General features: G+C 42.8%; 24 protein-coding genes and 2 pseudogenes. 14 read left to right on the forward strand and 12 right to left on the reverse strand.

The annotated features are described in order from the left end of the window. Positions 1–34: 34 nt before the first annotated feature. Together tnpB (LG368_RS13795) and LG368_RS13800 are read right to left on the reverse strand one after the other, a co-directional pair. A complete protein-coding gene (gene tnpB / locus LG368_RS13795) occupies positions 35–397 on the reverse strand; it encodes an IS66 family insertion sequence element accessory protein TnpB (protein ID WP_226755305.1) in 363 nt (120 codons plus the stop codon). A 68-nt stretch (positions 398–465) separates the two neighbouring features. Continuing rightward, positions 466–1026 carry a DMT family transporter gene (locus tag LG368_RS13800; RefSeq protein WP_226755306.1) on the reverse strand — a complete coding sequence of 187 codons (561 nt, stop codon included), beginning with the start codon at positions 1024–1026 and terminating at the stop codon, positions 466–468. A gap of 278 nt (positions 1027–1304) precedes the next feature. Between LG368_RS13800 and LG368_RS13805 the strand changes: the two genes are divergently transcribed. Next, positions 1305–2279, forward strand: a complete 975-nt coding sequence (locus LG368_RS13805; protein ID WP_226755307.1) for an IS5 family transposase — start codon at positions 1305–1307, stop codon at positions 2277–2279. Between the two features lie 138 nt (positions 2280–2417). Here the strand turns inward: LG368_RS13805 and LG368_RS13810 are convergent, their stop codons facing one another. From LG368_RS13810 to LG368_RS13825, 4 genes are all read right to left on the reverse strand, one after another. After that, complete coding sequence (locus LG368_RS13810; protein WP_226755308.1) at positions 2418–3734, reverse strand: type II toxin-antitoxin system HipA family toxin; 1317 nt, start codon at positions 3732–3734, stop codon at positions 2418–2420. Next, positions 3728–4051, reverse strand: a complete 324-nt coding sequence (locus tag LG368_RS13815; RefSeq protein WP_226755309.1) for a helix-turn-helix transcriptional regulator — start codon at positions 4049–4051, stop codon at positions 3728–3730. Before LG368_RS13815 ends, LG368_RS13810 begins: the two co-directional genes overlap by 7 nt. Positions 4052–4253: 202 nt before the next feature. Beyond that, the gene (locus LG368_RS13820; RefSeq protein ID WP_476703454.1) at positions 4254–4454 is read right to left on the reverse strand and encodes a hypothetical protein; all 201 of its coding nucleotides are present in this window, start codon (positions 4452–4454) and stop codon (positions 4254–4256) included. Positions 4455–4829: 375 nt separating this feature from the next. Then, positions 4830–5774 (reverse strand): IS1595 family transposase, encoded by a 945-nt coding sequence (locus LG368_RS13825; RefSeq protein WP_226755310.1) that lies wholly within the window; start codon positions 5772–5774, stop codon positions 4830–4832. Between the two features lie 70 nt (positions 5775–5844). Between LG368_RS13825 and LG368_RS13830 the strand changes: the two genes are divergently transcribed. From LG368_RS13830 to LG368_RS13850, 5 genes are all read left to right on the forward strand, one after another. Continuing rightward, positions 5845–7134 carry an RNA-guided endonuclease InsQ/TnpB family protein gene (locus LG368_RS13830; RefSeq protein ID WP_226755311.1) on the forward strand — a complete coding sequence of 430 codons (1290 nt, stop codon included), beginning with the start codon at positions 5845–5847 and terminating at the stop codon, positions 7132–7134. 505 nt (positions 7135–7639) lie between these two features. Further along, positions 7640–8074 (forward strand): nucleoside diphosphate kinase regulator, encoded by a 435-nt coding sequence (gene rnk, locus LG368_RS13835; protein ID WP_226755312.1) that lies wholly within the window; start codon positions 7640–7642, stop codon positions 8072–8074. Between the two features lie 302 nt (positions 8075–8376). Then, the gene (locus LG368_RS13840; RefSeq protein ID WP_226755313.1) at positions 8377–8718 is read left to right on the forward strand and encodes an MliC family protein; all 342 of its coding nucleotides are present in this window, start codon (positions 8377–8379) and stop codon (positions 8716–8718) included. Positions 8719–8743: 25 nt separating this feature from the next. Next, a complete protein-coding gene (locus LG368_RS13845) occupies positions 8744–9049 on the forward strand; it encodes a monooxygenase (RefSeq protein ID WP_226755314.1) in 306 nt (101 codons plus the stop codon). Positions 9050–9512: 463 nt separating this feature from the next. Beyond that, positions 9513–9920, forward strand: a complete 408-nt coding sequence (locus tag LG368_RS13850; protein WP_226755315.1) for an ACT domain-containing protein — start codon at positions 9513–9515, stop codon at positions 9918–9920. Positions 9921–10190: 270 nt separating this feature from the next. On the opposite strand, the gene LG368_RS13855 is transcribed toward LG368_RS13850, so the two are convergent. Both LG368_RS13855 and LG368_RS13860 read right to left on the reverse strand, forming a co-directional pair. Then, positions 10191–10730, reverse strand: coding sequence for an NADPH-dependent FMN reductase (locus tag LG368_RS13855; protein ID WP_226755316.1), 540 nt, complete (start codon positions 10728–10730; stop codon positions 10191–10193). A gap of 73 nt (positions 10731–10803) precedes the next feature. Further along, positions 10804–11481: a pirin family protein gene (locus tag LG368_RS13860; protein ID WP_226755317.1), complete on the reverse strand. Its 678-nt coding sequence runs from the start codon at positions 11479–11481 to the stop codon at positions 10804–10806. 188 nt (positions 11482–11669) lie between these two features. Here LG368_RS13860 and LG368_RS13865 point away from each other — a divergent pair, with 188 nt between their 5' ends. From LG368_RS13865 to LG368_RS13875, 3 genes are all read left to right on the forward strand, one after another. Next, positions 11670–12545, forward strand: a complete 876-nt coding sequence (locus LG368_RS13865) for a LysR substrate-binding domain-containing protein (protein ID WP_226755318.1) — start codon at positions 11670–11672, stop codon at positions 12543–12545. Between the two features lie 108 nt (positions 12546–12653). After that, on the forward strand, positions 12654–13358 hold the full coding sequence (locus tag LG368_RS13870; protein ID WP_226755319.1) for an AraC family transcriptional regulator: 705 nt from the start codon (positions 12654–12656) through the stop codon (positions 13356–13358). Between the two features lie 114 nt (positions 13359–13472). Continuing rightward, positions 13473–14369 carry a DMT family transporter gene (locus LG368_RS13875; protein ID WP_226755320.1) on the forward strand — a complete coding sequence of 299 codons (897 nt, stop codon included), beginning with the start codon at positions 13473–13475 and terminating at the stop codon, positions 14367–14369. Positions 14370–14466: 97 nt separating this feature from the next. On the opposite strand, the gene LG368_RS13880 is transcribed toward LG368_RS13875, so the two are convergent. Both LG368_RS13880 and LG368_RS13885 read right to left on the reverse strand, forming a co-directional pair. Next, entirely contained in the window at positions 14467–15465 is a 999-nt protein-coding gene (locus LG368_RS13880; RefSeq protein WP_226755321.1) for an Ldh family oxidoreductase, read from the reverse strand. A 107-nt stretch (positions 15466–15572) separates the two neighbouring features. After that, positions 15573–16871, reverse strand: coding sequence for a BCCT family transporter (locus tag LG368_RS13885; protein ID WP_226755322.1), 1299 nt, complete (start codon positions 16869–16871; stop codon positions 15573–15575). Between the two features lie 61 nt (positions 16872–16932). Here LG368_RS13885 and tnpB (LG368_RS13890) point away from each other — a divergent pair, with 61 nt between their 5' ends. The 5 genes and pseudogenes from tnpB (LG368_RS13890) (at position 16933) to LG368_RS13910 (ending at position 19922) form a co-directional block, all read left to right on the forward strand. After that, the gene (gene tnpB, locus LG368_RS13890; RefSeq protein WP_226755323.1) at positions 16933–17295 is read left to right on the forward strand and encodes an IS66 family insertion sequence element accessory protein TnpB; all 363 of its coding nucleotides are present in this window, start codon (positions 16933–16935) and stop codon (positions 17293–17295) included. 26 nt (positions 17296–17321) lie between these two features. Further along, a pseudogene (gene tnpC, locus LG368_RS13895) lies at positions 17322–18922 on the forward strand (IS66 family transposase). Between the two features lie 22 nt (positions 18923–18944). Further along, a pseudogene (locus tag LG368_RS13900) lies at positions 18945–19227 on the forward strand (IS30 family transposase); the annotation flags it as partial. 190 nt (positions 19228–19417) lie between these two features. Further along, a complete protein-coding gene (locus LG368_RS13905; RefSeq protein WP_226755324.1) occupies positions 19418–19639 on the forward strand; it encodes a TA system antitoxin ParD family protein in 222 nt (73 codons plus the stop codon). Further along, a complete protein-coding gene (locus LG368_RS13910; protein ID WP_226755325.1) occupies positions 19632–19922 on the forward strand; it encodes a type II toxin-antitoxin system RelE/ParE family toxin in 291 nt (96 codons plus the stop codon). The genes LG368_RS13905 and LG368_RS13910 overlap by 8 nt, the downstream gene beginning before the upstream one ends. A 93-nt stretch (positions 19923–20015) precedes the next feature. On the opposite strand, the gene LG368_RS13915 is transcribed toward LG368_RS13910, so the two are convergent. After that, positions 20016–20831, reverse strand: coding sequence for a hypothetical protein (locus LG368_RS13915; protein ID WP_226755326.1), 816 nt, complete (start codon positions 20829–20831; stop codon positions 20016–20018). Positions 20832–20869: 38 nt separating this feature from the next. Beyond that, positions 20870–21835 (reverse strand): hypothetical protein, encoded by a 966-nt coding sequence (locus LG368_RS13920; protein ID WP_226755327.1) that lies wholly within the window; start codon positions 21833–21835, stop codon positions 20870–20872. Positions 21836–22921: the final 1086 nt, after the last annotated feature.

Here is a 22921-nt window from a genome sequence, read left to right on the forward strand (position 1 = left end):
ATTGTCATGGCTTGGATTATACCAAGCGAATGCCCTAGTCGTCATGATATCGATAGGTTAAATGTGGGTGTGCTTCTTGTAAATTGAGAGCCAGGCCATCTAGCAACCAATTAAGCTGACGAGGTGAGATTTGAATAGACAATTGTTCGTCATCAATGCCAGGCCACTGAAAATGCCCTTTTTCGAGCCGCTTATAATGCAGCCAGAAACCATTTGACGCCCATTGCAATATTTTGACTTTATCGCGCGCTCGACCGCAAAAGACAAAAATATGATCACTACAAGGCTCTTTTTCCAGATCGTAGGCGATAATATTGCACAAACCATCAATGGCTTTACGCATATCAGTTGGCCCACAAATGAGGGTCACATTGAGTTGAGCAGAAGCGGTAAACATCAGTCTTTTATTCCCATGAAAGAAAAAAAAAGACTTTATGTTTTTTGACAAGGATTAAAACGTGTGGTTTAGCTGACGCTTACGTTATAAGAAGGTAATCGTCTTACCAAAATGGCATTTATTGCATAGCTTAAAGTGGCGAGTAAAATCAATAAGCCACTCAGTAAGTTACTGTGAGCGCCAACTAATGACGGCCAAAGCACAACCACCACGCCAGTAATACCTAACAAAAAACCGAAGATTTTAAAGCGATTGAGACTTTCTCCTGACACAAAATAATGCGCCAAAATCATGGTCGCCAGCGGCATAAATGCCATCAACAACCCGGTAATGCCTGAGCTAATATTCTTTTGCCCGGTGGAAATCAAAAAGAATGGCAACAAGTTACCCGCAAGACCCAACAACAAAAATACGCCCCAAGCCAACGGTTCCACTGGCAAGCGCCAACCCTTAGCATACATAAAGAGAGTGAGAATAATCGCTGCAATCAAAACCCTTAGAGAGACAATCGCCAAAGGGCTAAAGCTTTGTAGTGAGACAGCGGTGAACATAAATGACGTCCCCCACAGTAAAGTAAGCAATAGCAGAGAAAGCCAGTTTTTCAAAGTAGGCGTGTAGTTATGAGGCATCTGTATGATCCAATTTGTATTATGGCCGGAGAGTTTAACCGATAAACTCTCTCTTATTTTGGTGTTTTAAATAGCAATTTTCTTCAAGGTCATATTTGACGGTAAGCTATTCTTCTAGGGAAACTGCGATTAAGAAGTTTCACTGCTGTCAGTGTTTCTGACTTGGTTGAAAAATATCATCCATTTCAGTACTTTCAGCCTCTAAGCAAGCTATTTTAGGGAAGATGCGAATAAGTCCTTCTCATGAGACAATTAATTTTTAACCTTCGAGTCTGACCATGTCACATCAACTTACCTTTGCTGACAGCGAATTCAACAACAAGCGTCGTAAAACACGCAAAGAAGTTTTCTTAACTCGCATGGATGAATTGATGCCGTGGGATCAGCTTGAAGCCGTGATTGAGCCTTTTTACCCCAAAGCAGGAAAAGGAAGAAGACCGTATCCGTTATCCACCATGTTTCGTATCCACTGCATGCAGCATTGGTACAACATGAGTGACCCTGCTATGGAAGACGCGCTTTATGAAATCACCTCCATGCGTTTGTTTGCTGGATTGTCGGTGGACAATGCTATTCCGGACCACACAACCATCATGAATTTTAGGCACTTACTTGAAAAGCATAAGCTCTCCCGTCAGCTGTTCAAAGAGGTCAACAAGTGGTTGTCCAGCGCTGGGATTTATCTAAAAGAAGGCACGATTGTCGACGCCACCATTATTGAAGCGGCCAGTTCAACCAAAAATAAAGCGAAAGCACGCGATCCAGAAATGCACCAGACTCAAAAAGGGAAACAATGGTTCTTCGGGTTAAAAGCTCACATCGGCGTTGATGCTAGAACAGGGCTAACGCACAGTCTAAGCACAACGGCGGCCAACGTACACGACATCACAGAAACAGAAAATCTGCTTCATGGTGAAGAATGCTTTATCTCGGCGGATTCAGGTTATCGAGGCGCTCAAAAACGAGAAGAGCTAAAAGACATCAAAGCGGATTGGTTGATTGCTGAAATGCCAAGCAAGGTGCGCCTTCTCAAGAAACATCCAAGAATAAACAAGCAACCTATCCGAACGGAATACATAAAAGCCAGTATCAGAGCAAAAGTAGAGCACCCGTTTCGGATCATAAAGCGTCAGTTTGGGTTTAGGAAAGTCGTCTATCGCGGCCTAGAGAAAAATGATAACAAACTGGCGATGCTGTTTGCCTTAGCCAATGTGTTCAGGATTGACCAGATGATAAGGGCTGCAAGGGGTTAATCCGTCTAAAAGCCTCTAAATAAGGCTAAAATAGCTTATTTTGAGGCTAAAAGTACTGAAATGGGTGATATTTTGCGATTTTCCAACCAAGTCAGAAACACTGACAGCTGTGAAACTTCTTAATCGCAGTTTCCCTAACTAAATATCTAGCCGCAAGTTTTCTTGTATTTCATCTATCAATGTTTTTGGTACATTCCATTCCTCAGCAAGCTGACGCCAAGTTGATACGTGCTCAATCGTTGCATCAATAATATCGTCGATCTTTTTCTTGTTAAAAACAGGGCTAAGTTTCTCTAAACTATAGAAATCACTGCGTGTAAAGTTATCTCTTTTACCATTCAAGCTCATCCAATGGCTGTTCACCCATTTACTGCCTGGTTTATAGCTATAAGCTAAATCATAAGCTGGTGCGAGAGACCATTTGTCTTTTTTCAGAATAAAGGCAAAGTTCTTTGAGTGGTCGTCATGATTTCGAGCAATGATATTAAATGTCATGCGCTTGAATAGCTGCTCAGCTTCAACAGCAGAAAGCTTCAACTGTCTGGCAATGCCAAATAACTCTGCGTAAGAAAATGCCCCCGGCTTTTTATAATCAACGTGGGCAAGCCCGTTTAGCGTTTGTACGTGTACCTTGCTGTTTTTAATTCGATCAAACCGTTGTGTAATAAAGTGGCGTCGATTGCCTTCATGGAGTAAGCGGCATGGCATCATATCGACACCGCATTTGTTAGCCATTAGATGATAAACAAACTCCATTGCTCCATAGCCTAATGGGTCACCGAAGGTTTCTTGATTTTTGTTATGCTCACTAACGCCGTCAAATTTCATCAAATAATGAGTAAAACCAACTGGCACTTTGGTTTGGCCGGAGCGGACTTGATTAAAATCTTCATTAAATGCCAATACGGCTTTCGGCCGTGCTCCTCCCGCACTCATGCCAACAGATAATAAAGACATCATTGCTTCTTTATCGTCTTGGTCATTTTGTTTGAGTTCTACTTCAAAATGACCTCGTGAATCTAAGATTTCTTGTGCAATTGAAACGAGCGATTGGATTTCTACTTGTTGTGAAGCATTTAAACTTCGTAACTTTGTAGCTGGCGCATACTCAAGAGCTCCCATGCCTCGCTTTCCCGTATATTGGAGGCGTTGAAGTGGTGTAATGTCACTCGGTGAACGACCTTGACCGGCAACCCATGCGTTGAGAACTGCGTTACCAAAATTATCCGGTAAGGAGTCAGCTATTAAACCCGGTAGTCCTTTAAAGGTATTGAAATCCAGTTCGGGAAAGCTATAAATGCGATTCGATAATGGCATTTTGATCGGGGACAACTCTATCCCTTTTTTTATGAAGCCTGGATCATATTCAAATGACCCAAGTCCCTTTTCAGTGTCAAAACTCACCGCACCAACAACATCGTCTTGGTATGTTATTTTAATGACTTCCATTACCATTCTAGTGTTTCCTCATCTTTGTTACTGCGCTGGCCAGAGGCTCTCTGCCTTTTCTTTCCTTGCAGTTTGGCTAACTGTAAGGGAGAAATTTCTTGTTTAGGGAGAAATAGATCAATCTGTTGCGTGAGGTCTAATGCCATTAATATAGCAATCATGATGTCGAGCTGAACTTTTCCCTTTTCTGCATTTAAAACCGTTTTGCGGGCAATGCCAGCAAGCTCCGCCACTTCAGATTGTGTTAGGTCTCGATTTAGTCGAGCTTGCTTCAATCTGTCGCCGATCTCTTCTGCTAATGCTGTAGCTGTCACGCCTTTCATTATAAAGTCCTTATTTGGTTATACTATGCGATATATTCCTACCTAATGTTCTTAATCTAGAACTTTAAGGTAATATTGTCAAATTATTCTTTAGTGTTCTTTTTTGGTGACATTAAATGACTTTTAATCTATTAGAGTAACCATTTTGGGACTTTATATAGTTTGTTGTAAGCCCCTTCGAGAGGGGCTCGTTGATGGGAGCCTAGTTGGCGGGGTTATCTGTTTCCTCTTCAGTGATATCGTCATCGGTTGAAGGCACCGCTTGCTCAACTTCTGCTTCTTTACCTTTAGTTTGGGCTGATTTTCGTGCTCGAATTTCGATATCAATAATGCGTCGTGCAGGTTTGATAATGCGCTGTTGCCATGCGTAGTTGCCACCAACACGTTGCTTGTTGCTAAGCACACTAGATAACCAGAGTGTGTCCCTTGAGATCTGGTATGGACCCACTTTTGTAGGCATCTCATAGCTATATAATAATAGATAAAAATGAGGTGTTTTTTCCGATTGCGTGAGGAATCAGCTCTTTTCACCTGTCATCTTAACGATAGCTTGCAACTTTTCTCCACTAACACCGGAACGAACAATAGATAGATAATCTGTTGAAGACATGATGTCTAAGCTCGGAAATAGACTGTTGATCAAGTCTTCGCCGCAAACTCGTTTGCTTTAGCTACGAGTCAAGGCGAATGGGCTTGACTTTCGGTTTAGAAGTATCTAATTTAACTGGATATATATAAGGGCTATCCATTTAGAGCAACCAGACACTACATCTAGTGTTTATCTGGTTTTAATGCCCTTATAGGTTAGGGGTTTTGTTGTCACTGATTGCTCAAGTAATCGATAAAACAATAGCCCTCTAGACCGAGATTTTCTTCTGTTAAATCTAAAGGTATATTCATCCAAGTAGTAATCTAGCTGTTTAGATTGAACGGCACCTTGATAGGTTCCCAACAACCAGCGCTTCAGCAAAGAAGCTACTCGATGTACACCTGGCATGGTTTCGTGGGCTGGTATATTTGAACCAAGATGCACGGTCTTTTTTCTTGAATATCCCATTTTATCAACGGAACCATAAGCCGCAGATCCATCTGTGTGAATTTGACTGTTAGGCTCAATTACATCTTTTATGAATTGCTCAACGTTGTATTTTGTCGCTCTATCGACCTGTCGTAATCTAATGCGACCAAACCTTTTTGGTTCTATTAACTCTATTGCAATCAACACAACAAACTTCTTCTTATCTTGTTGATTTATATCGACTATACCACCAACAAAGGTTTCGTCCACCTCAACAAGTCCAGATAACTTATCTCTTTCAGGATTAATCATTGCGTAGCGTAATCGGTGTAATATAGCCCAAGCAGTTTGATAACTGCCAAGTCCGAGTAAACGCTGTATACCAAGTGCACTAACGCCATTTTTCTGATTAGTGAGATACCAAGTCGCAGCAAACCAATCTTTAAGAGGCGTTCTTGTTTTATCAAAAATAGTACCTGCTGTGACAGAAGTTTGTTTCCGACACTGAACGCATTTAAGTTTATTTTTGGGAAGAGTATAGGGCACATTATGCACCAGACAATTGGGGCATATGAAACCATTAGGCCAACGAAGCGTGTACAGATAATCACGACAAGCTTGCTCATCGTGGAACCAGTCAACAAATTGACTCCAATTTTTAGGGTAATCAATACCCGCTTTGAGTGATGAAGATTTTATGATCATCACTATATATTGACATTGGTTGCTCTAAATGGATAGCCCTTATATATATACAGTTAAATTAGAGGTCTTTTTGTTAGTCGGCATCAAACTGCGCGCCCACCCAACACCCAGTCAAAAGCAGGTATTAAGCCAGTGGATGGGGTGTGCGCGTAGTATCTGGAACGCCAAAGTAGACGAAGAAAAGTACTATCGCACGTTCGCACGTCGGTTTTGTGTTGTCGGTACATATGCGCCAATTGACACCAAGACCGCTCAATTTAAATCTAAAGAGCTGTCCCCTTGGCTCTATCAATGTCCTAGTCAGATTATCCGAAACAGTGCGGTTAACTGGTATCAGACTTACCAAAAGTTCATGAAAGGCGCCTGTGGAAGACCTAAGCGCAAACCTAAGACGAATAATATTGGCTACTTATCCTTTAAGGCTCACAGTCAGTTTGAGATCCCAAAATCGCTTTATGTGCGCAAAGAGCGCGGTCAATATTATGTGTCTTTCTGCTATGAGAACGGTCAGGACGAGGCAGAGCTATCAAGCCATTCTGAACACTTGGCCTTTCTGCAAGGCTCAACAAAAGCGTATCTGGAAGAACACACCATTGGTGTAGACCGTGGTGTCGCTATTCCTGTTCACGCTGGGTCAATGACGTTTGACTTCTGCGTCAACCAAAAAAAGAACATGACCAAAGCTGACCGTTATATTAAACGTCTGCAGCGCAAAATGGCGCGCCAAAAATTAACATCAAATCGAAGAAAAAAGACCAAGTATCGCATTGCTCATCATCATGCTAAAAAAGCCAATATTAGAAATGACTTTGCTCATAAAACAAGCCGATCTTTGGTAGACAGCAAGGCGAAGGTTATTGTGTTTGAGGCACTGAAAACCTCAAGCATGACGCGCAAGCCAAAGGCGAAGCAAGACGAACAGGGTCGATACACTTCCAACAAAGCCAAGCAAAAGGCAGGACTAAACAAGTCCATCCTAAATGTTGGTTGGCACATCATAGAAACCTATACAAAATACAAGGCTTACCAAGCAGGAAAAGCCGTATTCAAAGTAAATCCAGCCTACACCAGTCAGGAGTGCGCCAAGTGCGGTCACACTCACCCCGACAACCGTCCATCACAAGAATTATTTGTGTGCGGTTGCTGTGGAAACACTGACAATGCAGATAACAACGCATCACTGGTCATTAAGAAACGGGCCGTTAATTTAATACTAGACACTGGAACGGTGTTGTCTGGCGAGGGCGTATTACGCACAAAACCAGACAGTGTACGTGGAGGCAATCGTAAGACTATCCGAGTCAGAAGCTCGAATAGCGGTGTCCAACGAAGCGTCAAAAAAGAAGAGTTAGCCGCTTAGCTGATAACTTGGAAGCTCGTCGGCTTCAGCCACGAGTAGTTCACGAAGTCAAGTTGTGATTGAGATGCTAGCGTTTTTATTTTGAACTCCAAAATGATACCTGCCTTGTCAGTGACAGTAATGAGTTTCGTATCGTTGTCAAAAGTGTGTTCTTTGCTGGTGATGGGCATATTATTACGCATTCGTTATCCTTAACTTTCTATCAAGAGACTTCACTTATCAGCGCGTAATGTTTACATTTGTGATATTTTGGTGCGCTGCTATTTATTTGTGCAAACTTGGTGCATGGTAATACAAGTCATTGCTAATGAATATGCAGCTATTAATGATCTTTGTTGGCCGTCTTTACTTATGTAATTTTAGTATCGGATTCCAATGGGGAACCTTAGGGCAATGATTCAGCCACATCTTCTCTGACTTCCTAGACTTTACTCGTCGTATTATTAACGATGGTATTAGTAAGTGATGTTTGTATAGCAGTTGCTCTAAGTATTAAGCAAATATTATGAATAATAACGAGGAAAAAATGACAACAAGACCCGATATAACTATCTCCTCATTGGACTTGAAGAGACTAGAAGACCTAATAGACTCACTTCCTAAAACGGATATTGCTGGTGTGAGTGAACTAGAAGAAGAGCTTACGCGTGCAACGATTGTTGCTCCGAAAGATGTACCTGACAACATTGTCACCATGAACTCAACGGTTAAGTTTATTGTTGAAGCAACAGGCAAAGAGTTTGAATTAACATTAGTGTATCCAAAAGATATGGATTCAAACGGAAAAACCATTTCAATTTTAGCGCCTGTAGGTAGTGCTTTGCTTGGTCTTTCTATCGGTGATGAGATCGAGTGGCCAAAACCAGGCGGTGGAAACCTGAAAATCAAAATCATACAAGTGACGTTTCAGCCCGAAAGAGCTGGCGAATATCAACTATAATTTTTATGTGACTGAAGAAGAGAAATTCATAATTTCTCTTCTTAGAGTGAGTATCCCAATTATGGATCGACTCTGAGACAAGCGAAGCTATGCGAGAAAGCAAATTATCAGTCAGCCCTTGCTAAGTCAGTTTGTGGTGATGGTGCTTATTTTTGTGTAGGGCGAAATTATAGTGGAATGTATACAAAATTCGACCTTGGCTAGAAAAAAATGGGAAAACGCTTTAATCGAGTCTGCAGTGGCACTTTTGCTATCATGGGTGCGGCATTGACCCTAAGTTGTTAAATACCAAAGGAGATAACATGCGTCTACTGTTTACCTTTACCATAGTGACATTAGCGGTATCAGTCAGCGCTTGTTCGAGTGCGTCGGGTAAACGCGCCCTTACGTTGGATTATCAGTGTATAAGCGGTGAAACTATCCGAGTCACTTACCAAACTGGAGATGAGATTTTAGTTGTGCACCAAGGCACAGAACACACGATGACAAGAGCGATATCAGGCAGCGGTGCCCGCTATGCCAGTCCACAATACGAATGGTGGAGTAAAGGGCTTAACTCGGCTTCCGAGGGGACACTGTTGCAACACAAAACAAACAACACATCCGGTAAAATACTCGAACGTTGCAAAGTAATGACGTTATAGGTTCATAATACAATAGGAGAAAAACGTGAAAAAACTGCTACAAGTTGATTTTGACTTCGCTGGCCCCTTCGGGGAAGAAATGTCCAATGCACTGGTGGGGTTGGCCAAATCAATCAACAACGAGCCTGGGTTTATTTGGAAAGTATGGACAGAGAACCAAGCTGGCCAAGTCGCCGGCGGTATTTACTTATTTGAAGATGAGGCATCAGCAAAGTCTTACTTAGCCATGCATACCGCTCGTTTAAAAGAAATGGGTGTAAAAGAGGTACGCGGTCAAATTTTTGATGTTAACACTCCGCTGTCTATAATCAATAACGCGCCCATTGCTTAAGCTTCCCGCAAAGGCAGATCTTAATTTGTACTGAAGTAAGAAAATTGCGACTAAAAGTTCGTATTATAATTAAGATGTCTGATTCTGGTTAAAAACACAAAATACTATTCATTTCTGTACTTTTAGCCTCTAAACAAGCTCATTCTGCCTTGTGTACGGTCTTTTAGACGAATTAATCCCTTGTGGCTCGGATCACCTGATCAACTCTAAACACGTTGTATCGGTAAAGGTAAGTTGATGTAACATTGTGTGACTCGAAGGTTAAAAGTAAATTGTCTCATGCATGGGACTTATTCGTATCTTCCTTAGAAGACAATAAAGAAATGTTAAGTAAGTTACGTGTAGGGATATCAGATCGCACTATTATACATACCAACTACTAATTAGAGATTAAAATGACCAGATCTTTAACTTGATGTGTTGTGAGTGACTATTTGGTAGCGCTTCAGGGGGAACTATAATTATGTCAGGTGTTATTGAGTTAGATAAATTATTAAAATCGATGTCACCAGAAATGCAAGATGGTGAATATGTATTTTGTACGGTTGCTGGTGATTATTCAGATTATAAACATCTTAGTCCACTCGCTTCATTCAAAGAGTCAGAAGGCTTAACACTTATCGTTTCTGCCAAGGCGGCAAAGAATGAAAATTTGGACTTTGAAGGCACATTTAAGCAAATAACTCTTACTGTTCATTCAAGTTTAGAAGCAGTCGGATTGACTGCGGCCGTAGCAAATAAATTATCATCTTACGGTATAAGCGCAAACGTAATTGCCGCTTACTATCATGATCATGTATTTGTGCAGACTGAAAAAGCAGAGCAAGCATTATTGGCTTTAAAAGAGTTCGGTGCTGAACCTGTTTCATGATGGTGGTAAGCTTTAAGAGGAAGGTGAGTTGTTACTTTTTGGTTTAAAAGTGTGTATGTAAGAGCAGGTTAGACTTATGCTCTTTGTACGACATTCAACTAGCTTGAATCATGACATCACAGATACATCTAGCGCTCTTCATAGCTAGGAAAGTAGTACACCAGTCATAAATAGCTTGTGTACTACAAAGGTGATTTTCACTTAGTCAATTTACTTTTAAACAGCTTTAAAAGTACTCTGTAGTAAGTATTAGAGACTTAGTTTTAATAGTTAAATTCCATCGATAAAGTTTGTTATCGAGTTCGTAAGTTCTTGCTCTTTTTCAGGGTTTAATTTTCCATCTACAAAGTAATCATAAAAGCTGCCTAAGCTATACGACCCTTTAACATCAGCACCCCAAAACGGCATTAGTTGCGTTAATGTTTGAAGGTTGGTTGCACCACCTCTTGGACCTGGCGAAGCGCTCAGCAAAAATACAGGTTTGTTTGTAGCAAACATTGGATTTTGTAAGTCACCTAAACGTGAAACCCAATCTATTAGATTTTTAAACTCTGCTGGTATTGCGCCATTGTGCTCTGGAGAGGAAATGATAAACGCATCATATTCCGCAAATAATGCACGTACTTGCTTAGCTGCTTCAGGATGTCCTTCATTTTCTTCTCTATCTAAACTAAAAAAAGGCATTGGGTAGTCCCGAACATCCAACATAGCAACGTCATGCCCTTCTACTTTGCTAGCGGCCAACTCTAATAACGTTCTGTTAATAGAATGTTTGCTGTTGCTTGCAGATACGGTCAGTATTTTTTTCATGAGTAAATTTCCTGTGGTTTCATTAATAATTATGTATTGGGTTAATGCTTTTATTGTCTATGCAAAAAGCATCTTAATGAGCCTTATTTACATAAATAAGTGTTAGGTGAACTTGATCGCTTACTGCTGTGAAATCTAATTTTTCATCACGCACTAGGTCGCCATCTTTTACTTCACCACCATTTAAAATGCCTTCACCGCCGGTGACATAAGCAATAAACTCGCCTTCATGCGTGACATTCTTATTTTTGGTGAGTAAACCCACTTCAATAATCGTATGGCTATCAAGTGTGACATTTTGTGATTTACTGCCACCATAGACTGTAACCATTTGGTCCTTTTTAAGATCATGGAATTTATAGCTTGCAGATTCACCGGATATTTCAGGTAATACCCACAATTGCAGCATTCTATTTTCAGCGTTGTCTGGGTTGATTTCATTGTGAACAAATCCTTCGCCGCCGGCACGTTGTGCCTGTGCTTGATTGGTGTGCATAGACTTACCATTTTCCATAGAACCTTGGTGTTCAATGCTGCCCTCAAGCATAATAGAAATAACATCTAGCTCTTTATGTGGATGCATGCCTGTTTGACCTTTAGGTGCAAAACGCGCATCCGCTAAATAGATAAAGTTGCCAATTCCATTCCATGTATCGTTTTTTCCGCCAACTTTGTCATCAACAACAAGGCGAGTTTCTCTTAATCCTGCAAAGCCACCTCTGTGTAATGAGTCTCTACTTAATATTTGCATATGAACTACCTTATTCTTTGTTAAGTTGATATAGCGTTGATGACAAGATCAACTTATTGTTTTGTATTTTCGAACTGTAAAGCTATTATATCTGCATTTTTTTTAATTAAAATCGAGTAATATTGACAATTATGTTCGATTTTACTGAACAGTTTTTCTTGAAAATATCTATATAAATAGGTGAGCGAATGAAATTATCTTTAGATGCTTGTGAAGTGCTAGATGCGATAGACAGAAAAGGTAGTTTTGCTGCTGCAGCCGCTGCGTTATACCGTGTGCCATCCACAATTACCTATACCGTGCAAAAATTAGAAGAAGACCTAGGCATCATTATTTATCGCCGAGAAGGTCGTCGTTCTATTTTAACCCCGGCCGGAAAAGTGCTTTTAGAGCAGGGTAGAGAGCTACTTAAGGCCGCTCAAAGTGTTGTAGAAAACGCCAAACAAGTAGACAGTGGCTGGGAATCTCAAATCAACATATCCTTAGATACTATTTATGATGTTAATGAGTTATACAAAGTCATTGAAGCGTTTTACAAGCTCAACACGGGCGTGGAAGTTAACATCACAGAAGAAGTCTTAGCTGGAAGTTGGGAGGCCATTGTTGAGCGCAGAACGGATTTGGTTATTGGTGCTCCCTCTCCACAAGCAAACTTACAGGGCATTAAATTTGAAGAAATTGCCGTAATTGACTGGCAATTTGTTGTAGGAAAAAATCACCCATTACTTGAGTATCGGCGTCCTCTAACAGAGGAAGACACAGAACCGTTTCATTCAATAATCATTAAAGACTCCTCCAAAAAGTCCCCACCAATAACTCATAGACTATTTGAGAAGCAAACCGTTTTACGTGTTGCTTCTTTAGAACAAAAAATAGCAGCCCAAATTAGAGGATTAGGGATAGGTTTCTTACCTACTCATCGTATTAGCAATCAACTTAAGACCGGAGAGCTGATCGCTCTTCCAATCAATAAAGACGCACCCGTTACGCCGGTTTTTATGGGTTGGCACATGAATAACAAGGGTCGAGCAATACGATGGTTCATCGATAAATTACGCCAGTAAGGTAAGTGTGCGCTTTAACTTACGCACGTGACCCAGTTGCTGCAAAAAGTAATGGGCCTTTTGACACGGTGTGATAATCTGTTTATTTATCATGATTATAGCGCCATTATGACAATGAATTTGAGTATCCGCGCCTACACTAAGCAATTACACTGTCATGCTCACGATGCTTATCATCAGTTGGTTTTGCCGATAAAAGGCCGTATCAATATGGGTGAGCTTGGTCGTGCCATGGTGGGCGAGTGTGTGGTGATTCCAGCGGGCGTAAGTCATGCCTTTCAAGCGGATGAAGCCGCACGCTTTATTGTCGCCGATGTCGATGTTTTGCCGACTTGTCTATCGAACGTTACCTCATTTATTTTCTCGGTATCCCCACCTCTATTGAGTTTTCTTTATTTTGTTGAGAAACAACTTGAGCATCACGTGGACTCTACTCTTGAGTCCTCGATCACGGCGGTGTTTTATCAGTTGTTAGAGCAGCAAGATACCGCCGGTGCTCAGGATGCTCGTATCCGTGCTGCGCAGGCAATGATCACAGAACAACTTGAGCACACGCTTAGTATTGAAGTGCTTGCGGCTGTGTCTTGTTTGAGTCCGACGCAATTTAAAAAGCGCTTTAAAAGTTGTATCGGGATGAGTGTGTATCAATACATCATTCAACAACGTATGGAAAAAGCACAAGCGTTATTAACGCATACGGACTTGCCTGTCTTTATGGTTGCCGAGAAAGTAGGCTATACCGATCTGTCGGCGTTCAGTCGTCGCTTTTCTTTGTACTTTGGTGTTTCTCCTCGTGCTTTTTTACGGGCGTAATTAAAATCGTCCTTTTGATCTATTATTGCGTCTTTTCGGCACAATCTAGCATGCTTCTTTTCGATATTATCTGGGTTCGTTTTTACACTCATATCCAATGGGAATCTCGACATCATGATGAGGAATCGATTAACGCCGTATCAGTATGGCAGCGTATGTATTTTATTTGCGGCCATGCTATGGGGAACCACGGGGACGGTTGCGAGTTTCGCGCCAGACATTAGCCCGTTGGCGATTGGCGCTTTTTCTATGGGGGTTGGAGGGTTAATTCAAGCCTGTTTAGCCTGTCGATATTTTAAGTTTGATGTCAGTCGTTTGCGTCAACATAAGGCCAACCTTGTATTGAGTACCCTCGCTCTTTTTGTTTACCCATTGGCATTTTATTCTTCTATGGCGTTGGCAGGTGTGGCCATAGGCACGGTGATATCCATTGCGACGGCGCCCTTTTTCTCTGCTTTACTCGAATGTCTTTTTGGCAAAAAGAATGTCATTTCTCGGCGTTGGCTGATGAGCTTTTTTATTGGCGTTGTAGGGATGGCGTTACTTGTGTTTAGCGAGTCATCAGAGCAAGCAGATAGTGAGTCGAATACTAAGGCGCTGGGCGTTGTACTGGGTATGGTGGCCGGTTTCACTTACGCGGGTTATTCGTGGGGGGCGAAAACCATGATCAACGATGGGATTCGATCGCAGACCGTCATGGGGAGTATTTTTGGGTTAGGGGCGATTTTATTACTGCCTACTTTGGTCTTTACTGGCGATGCGTTATTTGCCTCGGCGGTGAACGTGGCGGTCATCAGCTACATGGCATTGGTTCCCATGTGCTTAGGGTACATAGGTTTTGGTTATGGTTTGCGGTACGTAAAAGCCAGTAATGCCAATGTGTTAACGCTTTTCGAGCCAGTGGTGGCCGCAGTATTAGCGGTGTTTGTGGTGGGGGAGTCTATTCCTGTACTGGGCTGGATTGGGGTGGTTTTGATTCTTCTATGTTTATTGTTGCAGACAAAAGAATAGCCGCTTAAAGCGAATTATGTTGCTCTGGCCGTGGCGTGTTTAAAATGGCGCATCGTCCTTGATGCGGCAGTGAGCAATAGGATGTGGATCGCTATCGCTAGGAGGGCATGTTGTTAAGAACCGAGTCCCATAAGGTTTTGCTGATCAACACATCGGTGACGTCTTTTGGTTGTGAACCTGGAAGTCGAGCGTTTTCTTGGCTGTTTACGGCGTGTTGTAGTGTTTCTAGCCTCTCCCAAAAGGCATCACCTGAATATAGGGTTGGGTCGAGTAAAAAGTAAAACTGACCAAGGTCGTGTGGCGCCCCTTCTGTGGTTTTAAGTGCGGGCGCGTCGACACTGTTATTAGACCCTGTCACAGCGGCGGCCAGTATTTCAGCCATCAAGCCAAATCCATAGCCTTTGTAACCTCCCGCGGAAACCAGTGAGCCTTCTAACCCTGCTACGGGGTCGTCGGTCGGTTCGCCGTTTTTATCCACGGCCCAGCCGAAGGGGATTTTTTCACCTGCCGCGGCGGCAATGCGAATCTTCCCGATGGCAATCGCACTGGTTGACTGATCAAATTTAAACGCGACACCGCCTTCTTTTGATGGGACGGCCATAGAGATGGGGTTCGTGCCTAGCACGGCTTTTGATGCACCCGGTGGAGAGACGCAAGCAGGTGCATTGGTCATGCCGATGCCGATCAAGCCAGTTTTTGCTATTTGCTCGGTAAAATACCCCATAGAGTTGCAGGTATGCGAATGACAAATTGCCAACGACGCGGTGCCGTTTAACTTGGCCAATTCAACGGCCTTATCAAAGCCTTTGGCAAAAGCGGCTTGTGCGAAGCCGAGCTGAGCATCCACTTGAACCGCCGACCCTTTTGGTTGGGTGACAATGGGTTCCACGTTACCTTGCACTCTGCCTGATGTGAGCTGTTTGCAATAGCTGTCTAAATAAAACAGACCGCAAATGAGATTGCCTTCGGCTTCGGCTTGTCTGACGGCATTTGCGACTTCCGCCGCGACCCAAGGCGCGGCACCATGTGATATCAGCGCTTGGGTAGTGTGTAACTCAATATCCTGCAGTGAGACAGTGATCTTTTCATCTATCATGGTGTTCTCTAATGCCTAAAGTATAAAAAAGGGAAAAACACATTCGCCACTTATTAGGCCGCTAACAGCAGGCTTTTTTGGCCTAATGCTAGCGGTGTTTTTACGTGTTATAGACCTTGGTCATCGGCCATTTTTTTGGCTATTTGCGGCGCTGTCCACAAGGAAGGCAGCAAGACTAAAGAGACGGGTACTGCGGTAATCACGATGAAAGATTGCAGCGCTGAAATACCGCCGGAGCCGATGGAGATTAAAATGGCCGCCATCGCCCCCATTACAATGCCCCAGAAAATACGAATCGAGCTTTTCGGATGGTCTGTTCCTGTCATCACCATGGACACGGCATAGGTCATGGAATCGCCCGTTGTTGCCACAAAAATGGTGGTAAGGATTAAAAAGAGCACCGAAACGATAAAGCCCATCGGAAGCTGCTCAGTGATGGCCAACAAGGCCGCTGGCAAGTTAAAACCGGTGAAAGGTTCAGATATAACCCCTGGATTGTCTAATTCAAAGGCTAATCCGCTGCCGCCCACAATCGTGAACCAAAAGCAGGTAATAATAGGCGCTACGACGGACACTAATATGATCATTTCACGAATGGTGCGACCACGTGAGATACGGGCAACAAACATCGCCATAAGAGGACCATAGCCAAGAAACCAGCCCCAGAAAAACACTATCCACCAGTTTAACCAGCCTGGGTCGCCACGAAAGGTGGCCATAGGAATAAAGTTATCTAGGTAAAGACCAAAGCCTTGAATGTAGCCATCAATAATAAAGGCAGTCGGTCCAAACAAAAGAATAAAAGCCATCAAAGCGACAGCCAAAACGACGTTCATTCGACTCATGAACTGAATGCCTTTCGCCACACCAGAGACAGCGGAAAGGGTATAAATAACAATAAGTGCGACTAAAATGAACAGCTGAGTAGAGTAGCTATTTTGAATGCCAAACAGTTTTTCTAGCCCGAAGCTGACTTGCAAACCTAAAAAGCCAATAGGACCCACGGTTCCGGCTACCACGGCCAAAACGCAACACGTATCAACGATAGCACCAAATGGCCCTGTCATCACGCGATTGCCAAACACAGGGTATAAAAGGGTGCGAGGCTTCAGCGGCAAGCCTTTTTCATAATGCAAATACATATACACAATGCCGGTTAGGCTGCCTAAAATAGCCCAAGCGAGAAAGCCCCAATGCATAAAGCTTTGAGCCAGTGCATTGTAGGCCGCGTCTATCGTGCCTGCTTCGCCACCGAATAACGGTGGAGGAGAGGAGAAATGCGCCATGGGTTCTGCTGCGACCCAAAACACACCGCCACCGGCGAGCAGGGTACACATGATGATAGAAATCCACTGAAAGGTAGAAATTTCAGGCGCGGTTAAACGTAAGCGTCGGTTAAACCACACCTTCTAATCTCCGACAAAAACCATAAAGTCTTCTGTTTTCTTTCATGGGAATAAAAGACTTATGTTTACCGCGTCTGCTCAACTTAATGTGACCCTCATTTGTGGGCCAACCGATATGCGTAAAGCGATTGATGGGCTGTGCAATATTGTCGCGTACGATCTGGAAAAAGAGCCTTGTAGCGATCATATTTTTGTCTTTTGCGGTCGAGCTCGCGATAAAGTCAAAATATTGCAATGGGCATCGAACGGTTTCTGGCTACATTATAAGCGTCTTGAAAAAGGGCATTTTCAATGGCCTGGTATTGATGACGACCAATTATCGATTCAGATCTCACCCCGTCAGCTAAATTGGTTACTAGATGGTCTTGCGCTTAACTTACAAGAGGCTCACCCACATTTAACCTACCGATACCATGACGATTAGGGCATTCGCTTGGTATAATCCAAGCCATGACAATACTTCCTGATGACTTACCCAATGATGTTGAATCGCTTAAGGCTCTTTTACTTGAGCAGTCGTTGTTGTTGGGTGAAAAAGAGTCATCATTAATAAAGCAAGACAAAGCATTAAAAGAAAAAGATACCCAAATTGCGGAATGGGAGTCTAAGTATCAGCTCATTCTTGAACAATGGCGTCTGGCTCAACAAAAACAGTTTGGTAAAGGCTCCGAAGTGTCACCCGGCCAAGGGGAGTTGTTTGATGAATCCGATCGTGACTCGCAAGACGACGATTCCGTTGACGAACCAGACACACAAACCGTGTCCTATACGCGTACAAAACCTAAGCGCAAACCTCTACCAAAAGATCTCCCTCGAGAAACGGTTGTCGTGGATATATCTGAATCGGACAAAACCTGTGCTTGCTGTCAGACACCACTGCATCGCATCGGCGAAGACACGTCTGAAAAATTAGAGTTTCTTCCTGCTCAGCTAAAAGTCATCGAAACGATCCGTCCTAAGTACGCGTGCCGCCAGTGTGAAAAAACTGAAACGAAAACAACGATCAAGCAAGCTGTCATGCCGCCCAGTATTATTCCTAAAGGCATCGCGACACCTAGCCTGTTAAGCCAAGTGATTACCGGTAAGTTCCAATACAGCCTGCCTTTATATCGGCAAGAAGCCATGTTCAAGCAATATGGCATTGAGCTGAGTCGACAAACGATGTCAGATTGGATGTTAATATGCTCAATCGCATTACAGCCCCTTTATGATCGACTTCATACTATCTTGCTTGAACAACCCGTGATCCAGGCGGATGAAAGTGTGCACTCAATGTGATTAAAGAGACCCGTTCAAGTTGCTACATGTGGCTCTATTGCACTGGGAAAGATCAGCCCGATAGGCAAAGCCCAATACCCAATATTGTGTTATATGACTTCCAGCCGACACGAAGTGCTCAATGTGCCATCGATTTTTTACGAGGGTTCGATGGCTATCTGAATGTGGATGGCTACCCAGCTTACGAATCCACGAAGGCAACGCTGGCCGGTTGCTGGGCACACGCGCGTCGAAAATTCATTGAAGCGGAAAAAGGCATGCCCAAAGTTAAAGCGGGTAAAGCAACGGTCGCGATTAACTTCATCAAAAAACTGTACGCCATCGAAGCCTTAGCCAAGCAACAAGGTATGGCTGAAGAAGCCCTGCAAATCCGGCAAGAAAAAGCGCCTGAGATCTTGGCATCTTATAAAAATTGGCTTGAAAAATCTGCTCAGCAAGTGCCGCCAAAATCGCTCTTGGGTAAAGCGATCCAATACAATCTTAATCAATGGGACAAACTCACTGTTTATCTAACAGACGGGCAGATCAACATTGACAACAACCGAGCGGAAAGAGCCATCAAACCCTTCGTTATTGGTCGTAAAAACTGGTTATTTGCGAATACGGGGAATGGCGCACGATCCAGTGCGATACTTTACAGCATCATCGAAACAGCGAAAGCGAATGGCCTTATTCCTTATGATTATCTCGTAAAACTCTTCGAAGAACTGCCAAAGAGACAGGCTAACGACAGCCTTGATGATCTTCTGCCATGGAATATTAAACACATCTAGGTGGGAATGGCCGGACGCTCACGCCTATCACGCTGAGATAGCGGAAGCATTAGATACGAAAGTGTATTTTGCTCATCCATATAGCTCTTGGGAGCGTGGGGCAAATGAAAATAGCAACAGCTTTCTCAGGCAATATGTGCCCAAAAGTATTGATTTAAGAAGTGTTGCAGAAGAAAAAATAGACTTCGCAATAAAACGAAGAAACGATTCGTACTAAAAAGTGTTTAGGGTTTAAGCAACCAGCAGTAGTGTTTAAAGAAATGTGCTTGGTTCTTGAAATGAAGAGTGTCGCACTTCGGACTTGAATTCAGGCATAACACTCCAATAGCGCGCATGCGCGTACAACGCAAAGTTCATTTGCCGACTGCTGACGCTAATTTGGGAACCCTAAACTCGTAACAGTATGAGCTCAGTTGGAACGCTTTCTTATGACTTGCATTGCTACAAATGTAGCAATCCGCTACACTTCTTTTACCACACTAGGGAGGTTTTATTATGTCTACTGCAAGTATTCGACTTGACCAAAATTTGGTTGATAAGGCGGCTATTATGGCTAAAGCTCTAAACCGGACAACACCAAAACAAATTGAACACTGGGCTAAAATCGGTGAAATGATGGAAGATAACCCCGACTTACCCTATGAATTCGTAAAACAAGCAATCATTGCCAAAGCCGAAAAAGAAGCCGGTAAACTTGAGGAATACAACTTTGGCTAAGATTACTCAAGTTCTTCAAACACCTACCTTTAAAAAAGCGGTCAAAAAACTACACAAAAACCAAAAAGCGGATCTAGATAACGCGATCAAAGAAGTGATTGAAGATCCGCTTCTAGGTCAGCAAAAGAAAGGCGATTTATCCTTCCTTCGCGTGTATAAATTTAAAATGGTGAAACAACTTATATTACTTGGTTATAGTTACGAAGATGGCACCGTTACTCTCGAACTGATGGCTTTAGGTTCTCATGAGAATTTTTATCGCGATATGAAAAATATCTTCTGAGCTGACGTCAATTACACCGCCTCTTCAGGAGCGGTTTAGTTTATCAAGTCACAGACAACACCATTTATCATGTTTTACTTAGCAACTTTACACCTACCTTTCTATAAGATGATAAAGCTCTCCTCTGGTCATGTTGAACCCGCGCTTCAATACTTCGATGCATTTGCCCTTTAACATGAGCTGGTCTAATGGCGTTAAGTTGATGAAGTGGTTTCCTTGCTTGCTGTTGTGATACAAGGCCGCCCTCATATCATCACGTATTTCAAAGACAACCGAGCTTGTTGCGCGTTTGGCTATCTCTGTTTTCCGTGGACTGCTGTTGTCCTCCAAGGCCATTAGAAATTGTGTGATCTCGGTAAGAGAAAGAAGGCTGGATAAATACTGATTGTTGGCGCGACTCTCTACTGACATAAATAACTGACGGGTGCTTACGCCGTTCTGTTCGTCATTAAACAATTTCTTTTTACAGTTAAAGGAAAAGAACACGGCGTTGTTGTTGATTTCTAATGTGTGGATTTCTGGGCACGATGCGTAAGTGGTTTTAGGGGTCTCATACGGCTTAAATGCTTTTCGCAACGTCAGTAGTAATGTGGTTAGCGCTTGTCCCCAATTTTCGTACTCTGCTCGCACGTAAGAAAGAACAAAGCTCATAGCATCTAAATCACCAAAGGAGGGCCTCTCGGTTGGTATACCGTATTGCTGCATTAAGGTACTCAGCATGGGATTGCTGTTAGACAGTCTCACGCCATCATAAAGCGCAATAAGGTCTTCGGCTTTGAATGGGGCGCTGAGTCGTTGGCAGTACAAAACAAAAATATTGTCCGGTGTTAGCGGATTAATTATGTCGGCCGTTAATCCCTTCTTATTTAGCTCATTAGCAATGTTCTTTGGAAGGTTGTCGCTGATCATGATCCTGTTCCTTGAAAATATTTACACGTGAGGCATCGTTAGTGTGCGCCGTTCAATAGCTTGTCTCTAAATCCAAACCAATTCTCGGTGTCCAACAGTCTTACCGGCGTAGTGAATTTCACCTTGGCGTTTGCCATTGAAATGACGTTGGTGGTGGTATTAAAACGACACTCAAGGGGCTGAAGCGACGTATCAAACCTTTCTGTGTTATCCCAAAAACAGATGATCAAAGGCGAGGCATTGGCGATGCGCTTTAGGCCAAGGCCACGTTCTTTTGTGTCGGTATAGTAGTTGTAACGGATTTCGGGCGCCGGAAAGTTCTCATAACGAATGGCGTATTTGCTGTTTGGGTAATGGGCTTCGAATTGTTGCATGGCACGACTCAACGCTGGATTAGGTGTGTCGTCTGCCTCCAAAAGCGCCATGGCATCTTCAAACGTTTTCGCCGCCCAGGGTTGTGAAGGTTTCGTCACCCATCGATTAGAGGCTTTGGTCACAACATCATAATAAGACGACAGTATTGGCCGGATGATCATTTCTGCGTTGTCGGTTTCGGTGATAACGTCGAGATCGATCAGAGCATCAGTCAGTCGGTTTTCTTTATGGACGTAGCCATGTTCTTTAAAGAGGGCAGTGGCCTCAACAGAGAACTGTTTCTTCAGCTCGTTGATGGTGTGGATCAGTTTGAGGCCTTTCTCGGCGTCTTGAGGCCGTAACGCAAAATGACCTAAGTAGCGTGGCAAGGAATTTTTCAGCCGATTCGGTGGAGTAGAGAAGCCCCAAATGTCTTTGATGCGTTCACGCAATACAACGGGCTGTGGGGTAAACTGAGTGCCGTCGAAATCAATAATGCGATCATACGGAGAATCATCAAGATCGGATTTCTTGGTAAACAAGGGCGGTAAGTATTGTAGATTGCAGTGATCGCAAAGAAGGCAGATCTGACGAAGTTCATTAAGGGCGAACGTAAGGTCAGACAAGGTCGTTTGAATGTTATGAATCATCGTGAGTGTCCCCCGCTTATGTAAAAAACCAGTTCTGTACTTGGAATCATGAGCGATCATTACCCATTAAACTAATTTTAAAGTACGTAGTCAAAATAATCACACTATTCAACCAATGTCCCTCTTTCCCTTTTAAACCACCAAACTAACTATCATCCATCGTATTTTTTTCATCTGACGCTTTAAATGCCTGCGTCCACGAAAAAGTACAGATTATCTCTCTGTCTTTATCTTTCTTTTTTTCTTTTCTTTCTATTTTTTCTCTCTTTTTCTTTTTCTTTTTCTTTTTGTTTCTGTTTTTGCTTCTTTTGTTGTCTCGATAAACGAGAAAGGTTGAATAGGGATGCAGACGTAACTTCTGTATTAACTGGGTAAGTTAGGATGGTGTTACAAAGGAAAGACCTGGCTCAATAGTACGTTAAGTTAACAGAGGAGTGGGGGGCGTAAAAAGAGAAGGAGTGTAGGGAAGAAAAGAGTGGGTTGGTTGGAAGGGGAGAGGGATATTATTTGACTACGTGCAAAAGTGATCCTGAAAAGGAAAACTTTAAGCTGGTTTTAAGGCATCAATTCATCCGTGTGAGACAAAAAAAACTCTTTGCGTTTTTTACGACGCTTATTGTTCAATTCGCTGTCGGCAAAAGTAAGTTTATGTGACATAGTCAGGCTTGAAGGTTAAAAATGAATTATCCCATGTGCGGCACTTACTCGCATCTTCCCTGGTTGTGCGATTTAGGTTTGGTACATGCGCTATGATTGAATTAGGCCGATAAGCTCTTTTAATGGAACGACGACAGAGCTATTTTTAATCTGACCCAAACTCTAAAATTTCTTGATACCCATTTATTTAACGTACTTTTCAAAAACTTCTGCCATTTCAACTCCAACATTTATAGCATGGTTAATGTGGCACTTACCCCCTGTGTCAGGATAGTTGTCGCCTCATTTGTTATTATAAATAGACAGGGGACGGTAAGTGAAAACCAGTGGATTACCAAAGACATTCAAGTGCCTTTAAAGAAGCCATTTTACAAAAACTCTACCAAAGCCGATTGTCGAGACGTGAGTTTGCAGAACAAGAAGGCATTA

It is taken from the genome of Marinomonas algarum, from assembly GCF_020532605.1.
Lineage (GTDB): Bacteria > Pseudomonadota > Gammaproteobacteria > Pseudomonadales > Marinomonadaceae > Marinomonas > Marinomonas algarum.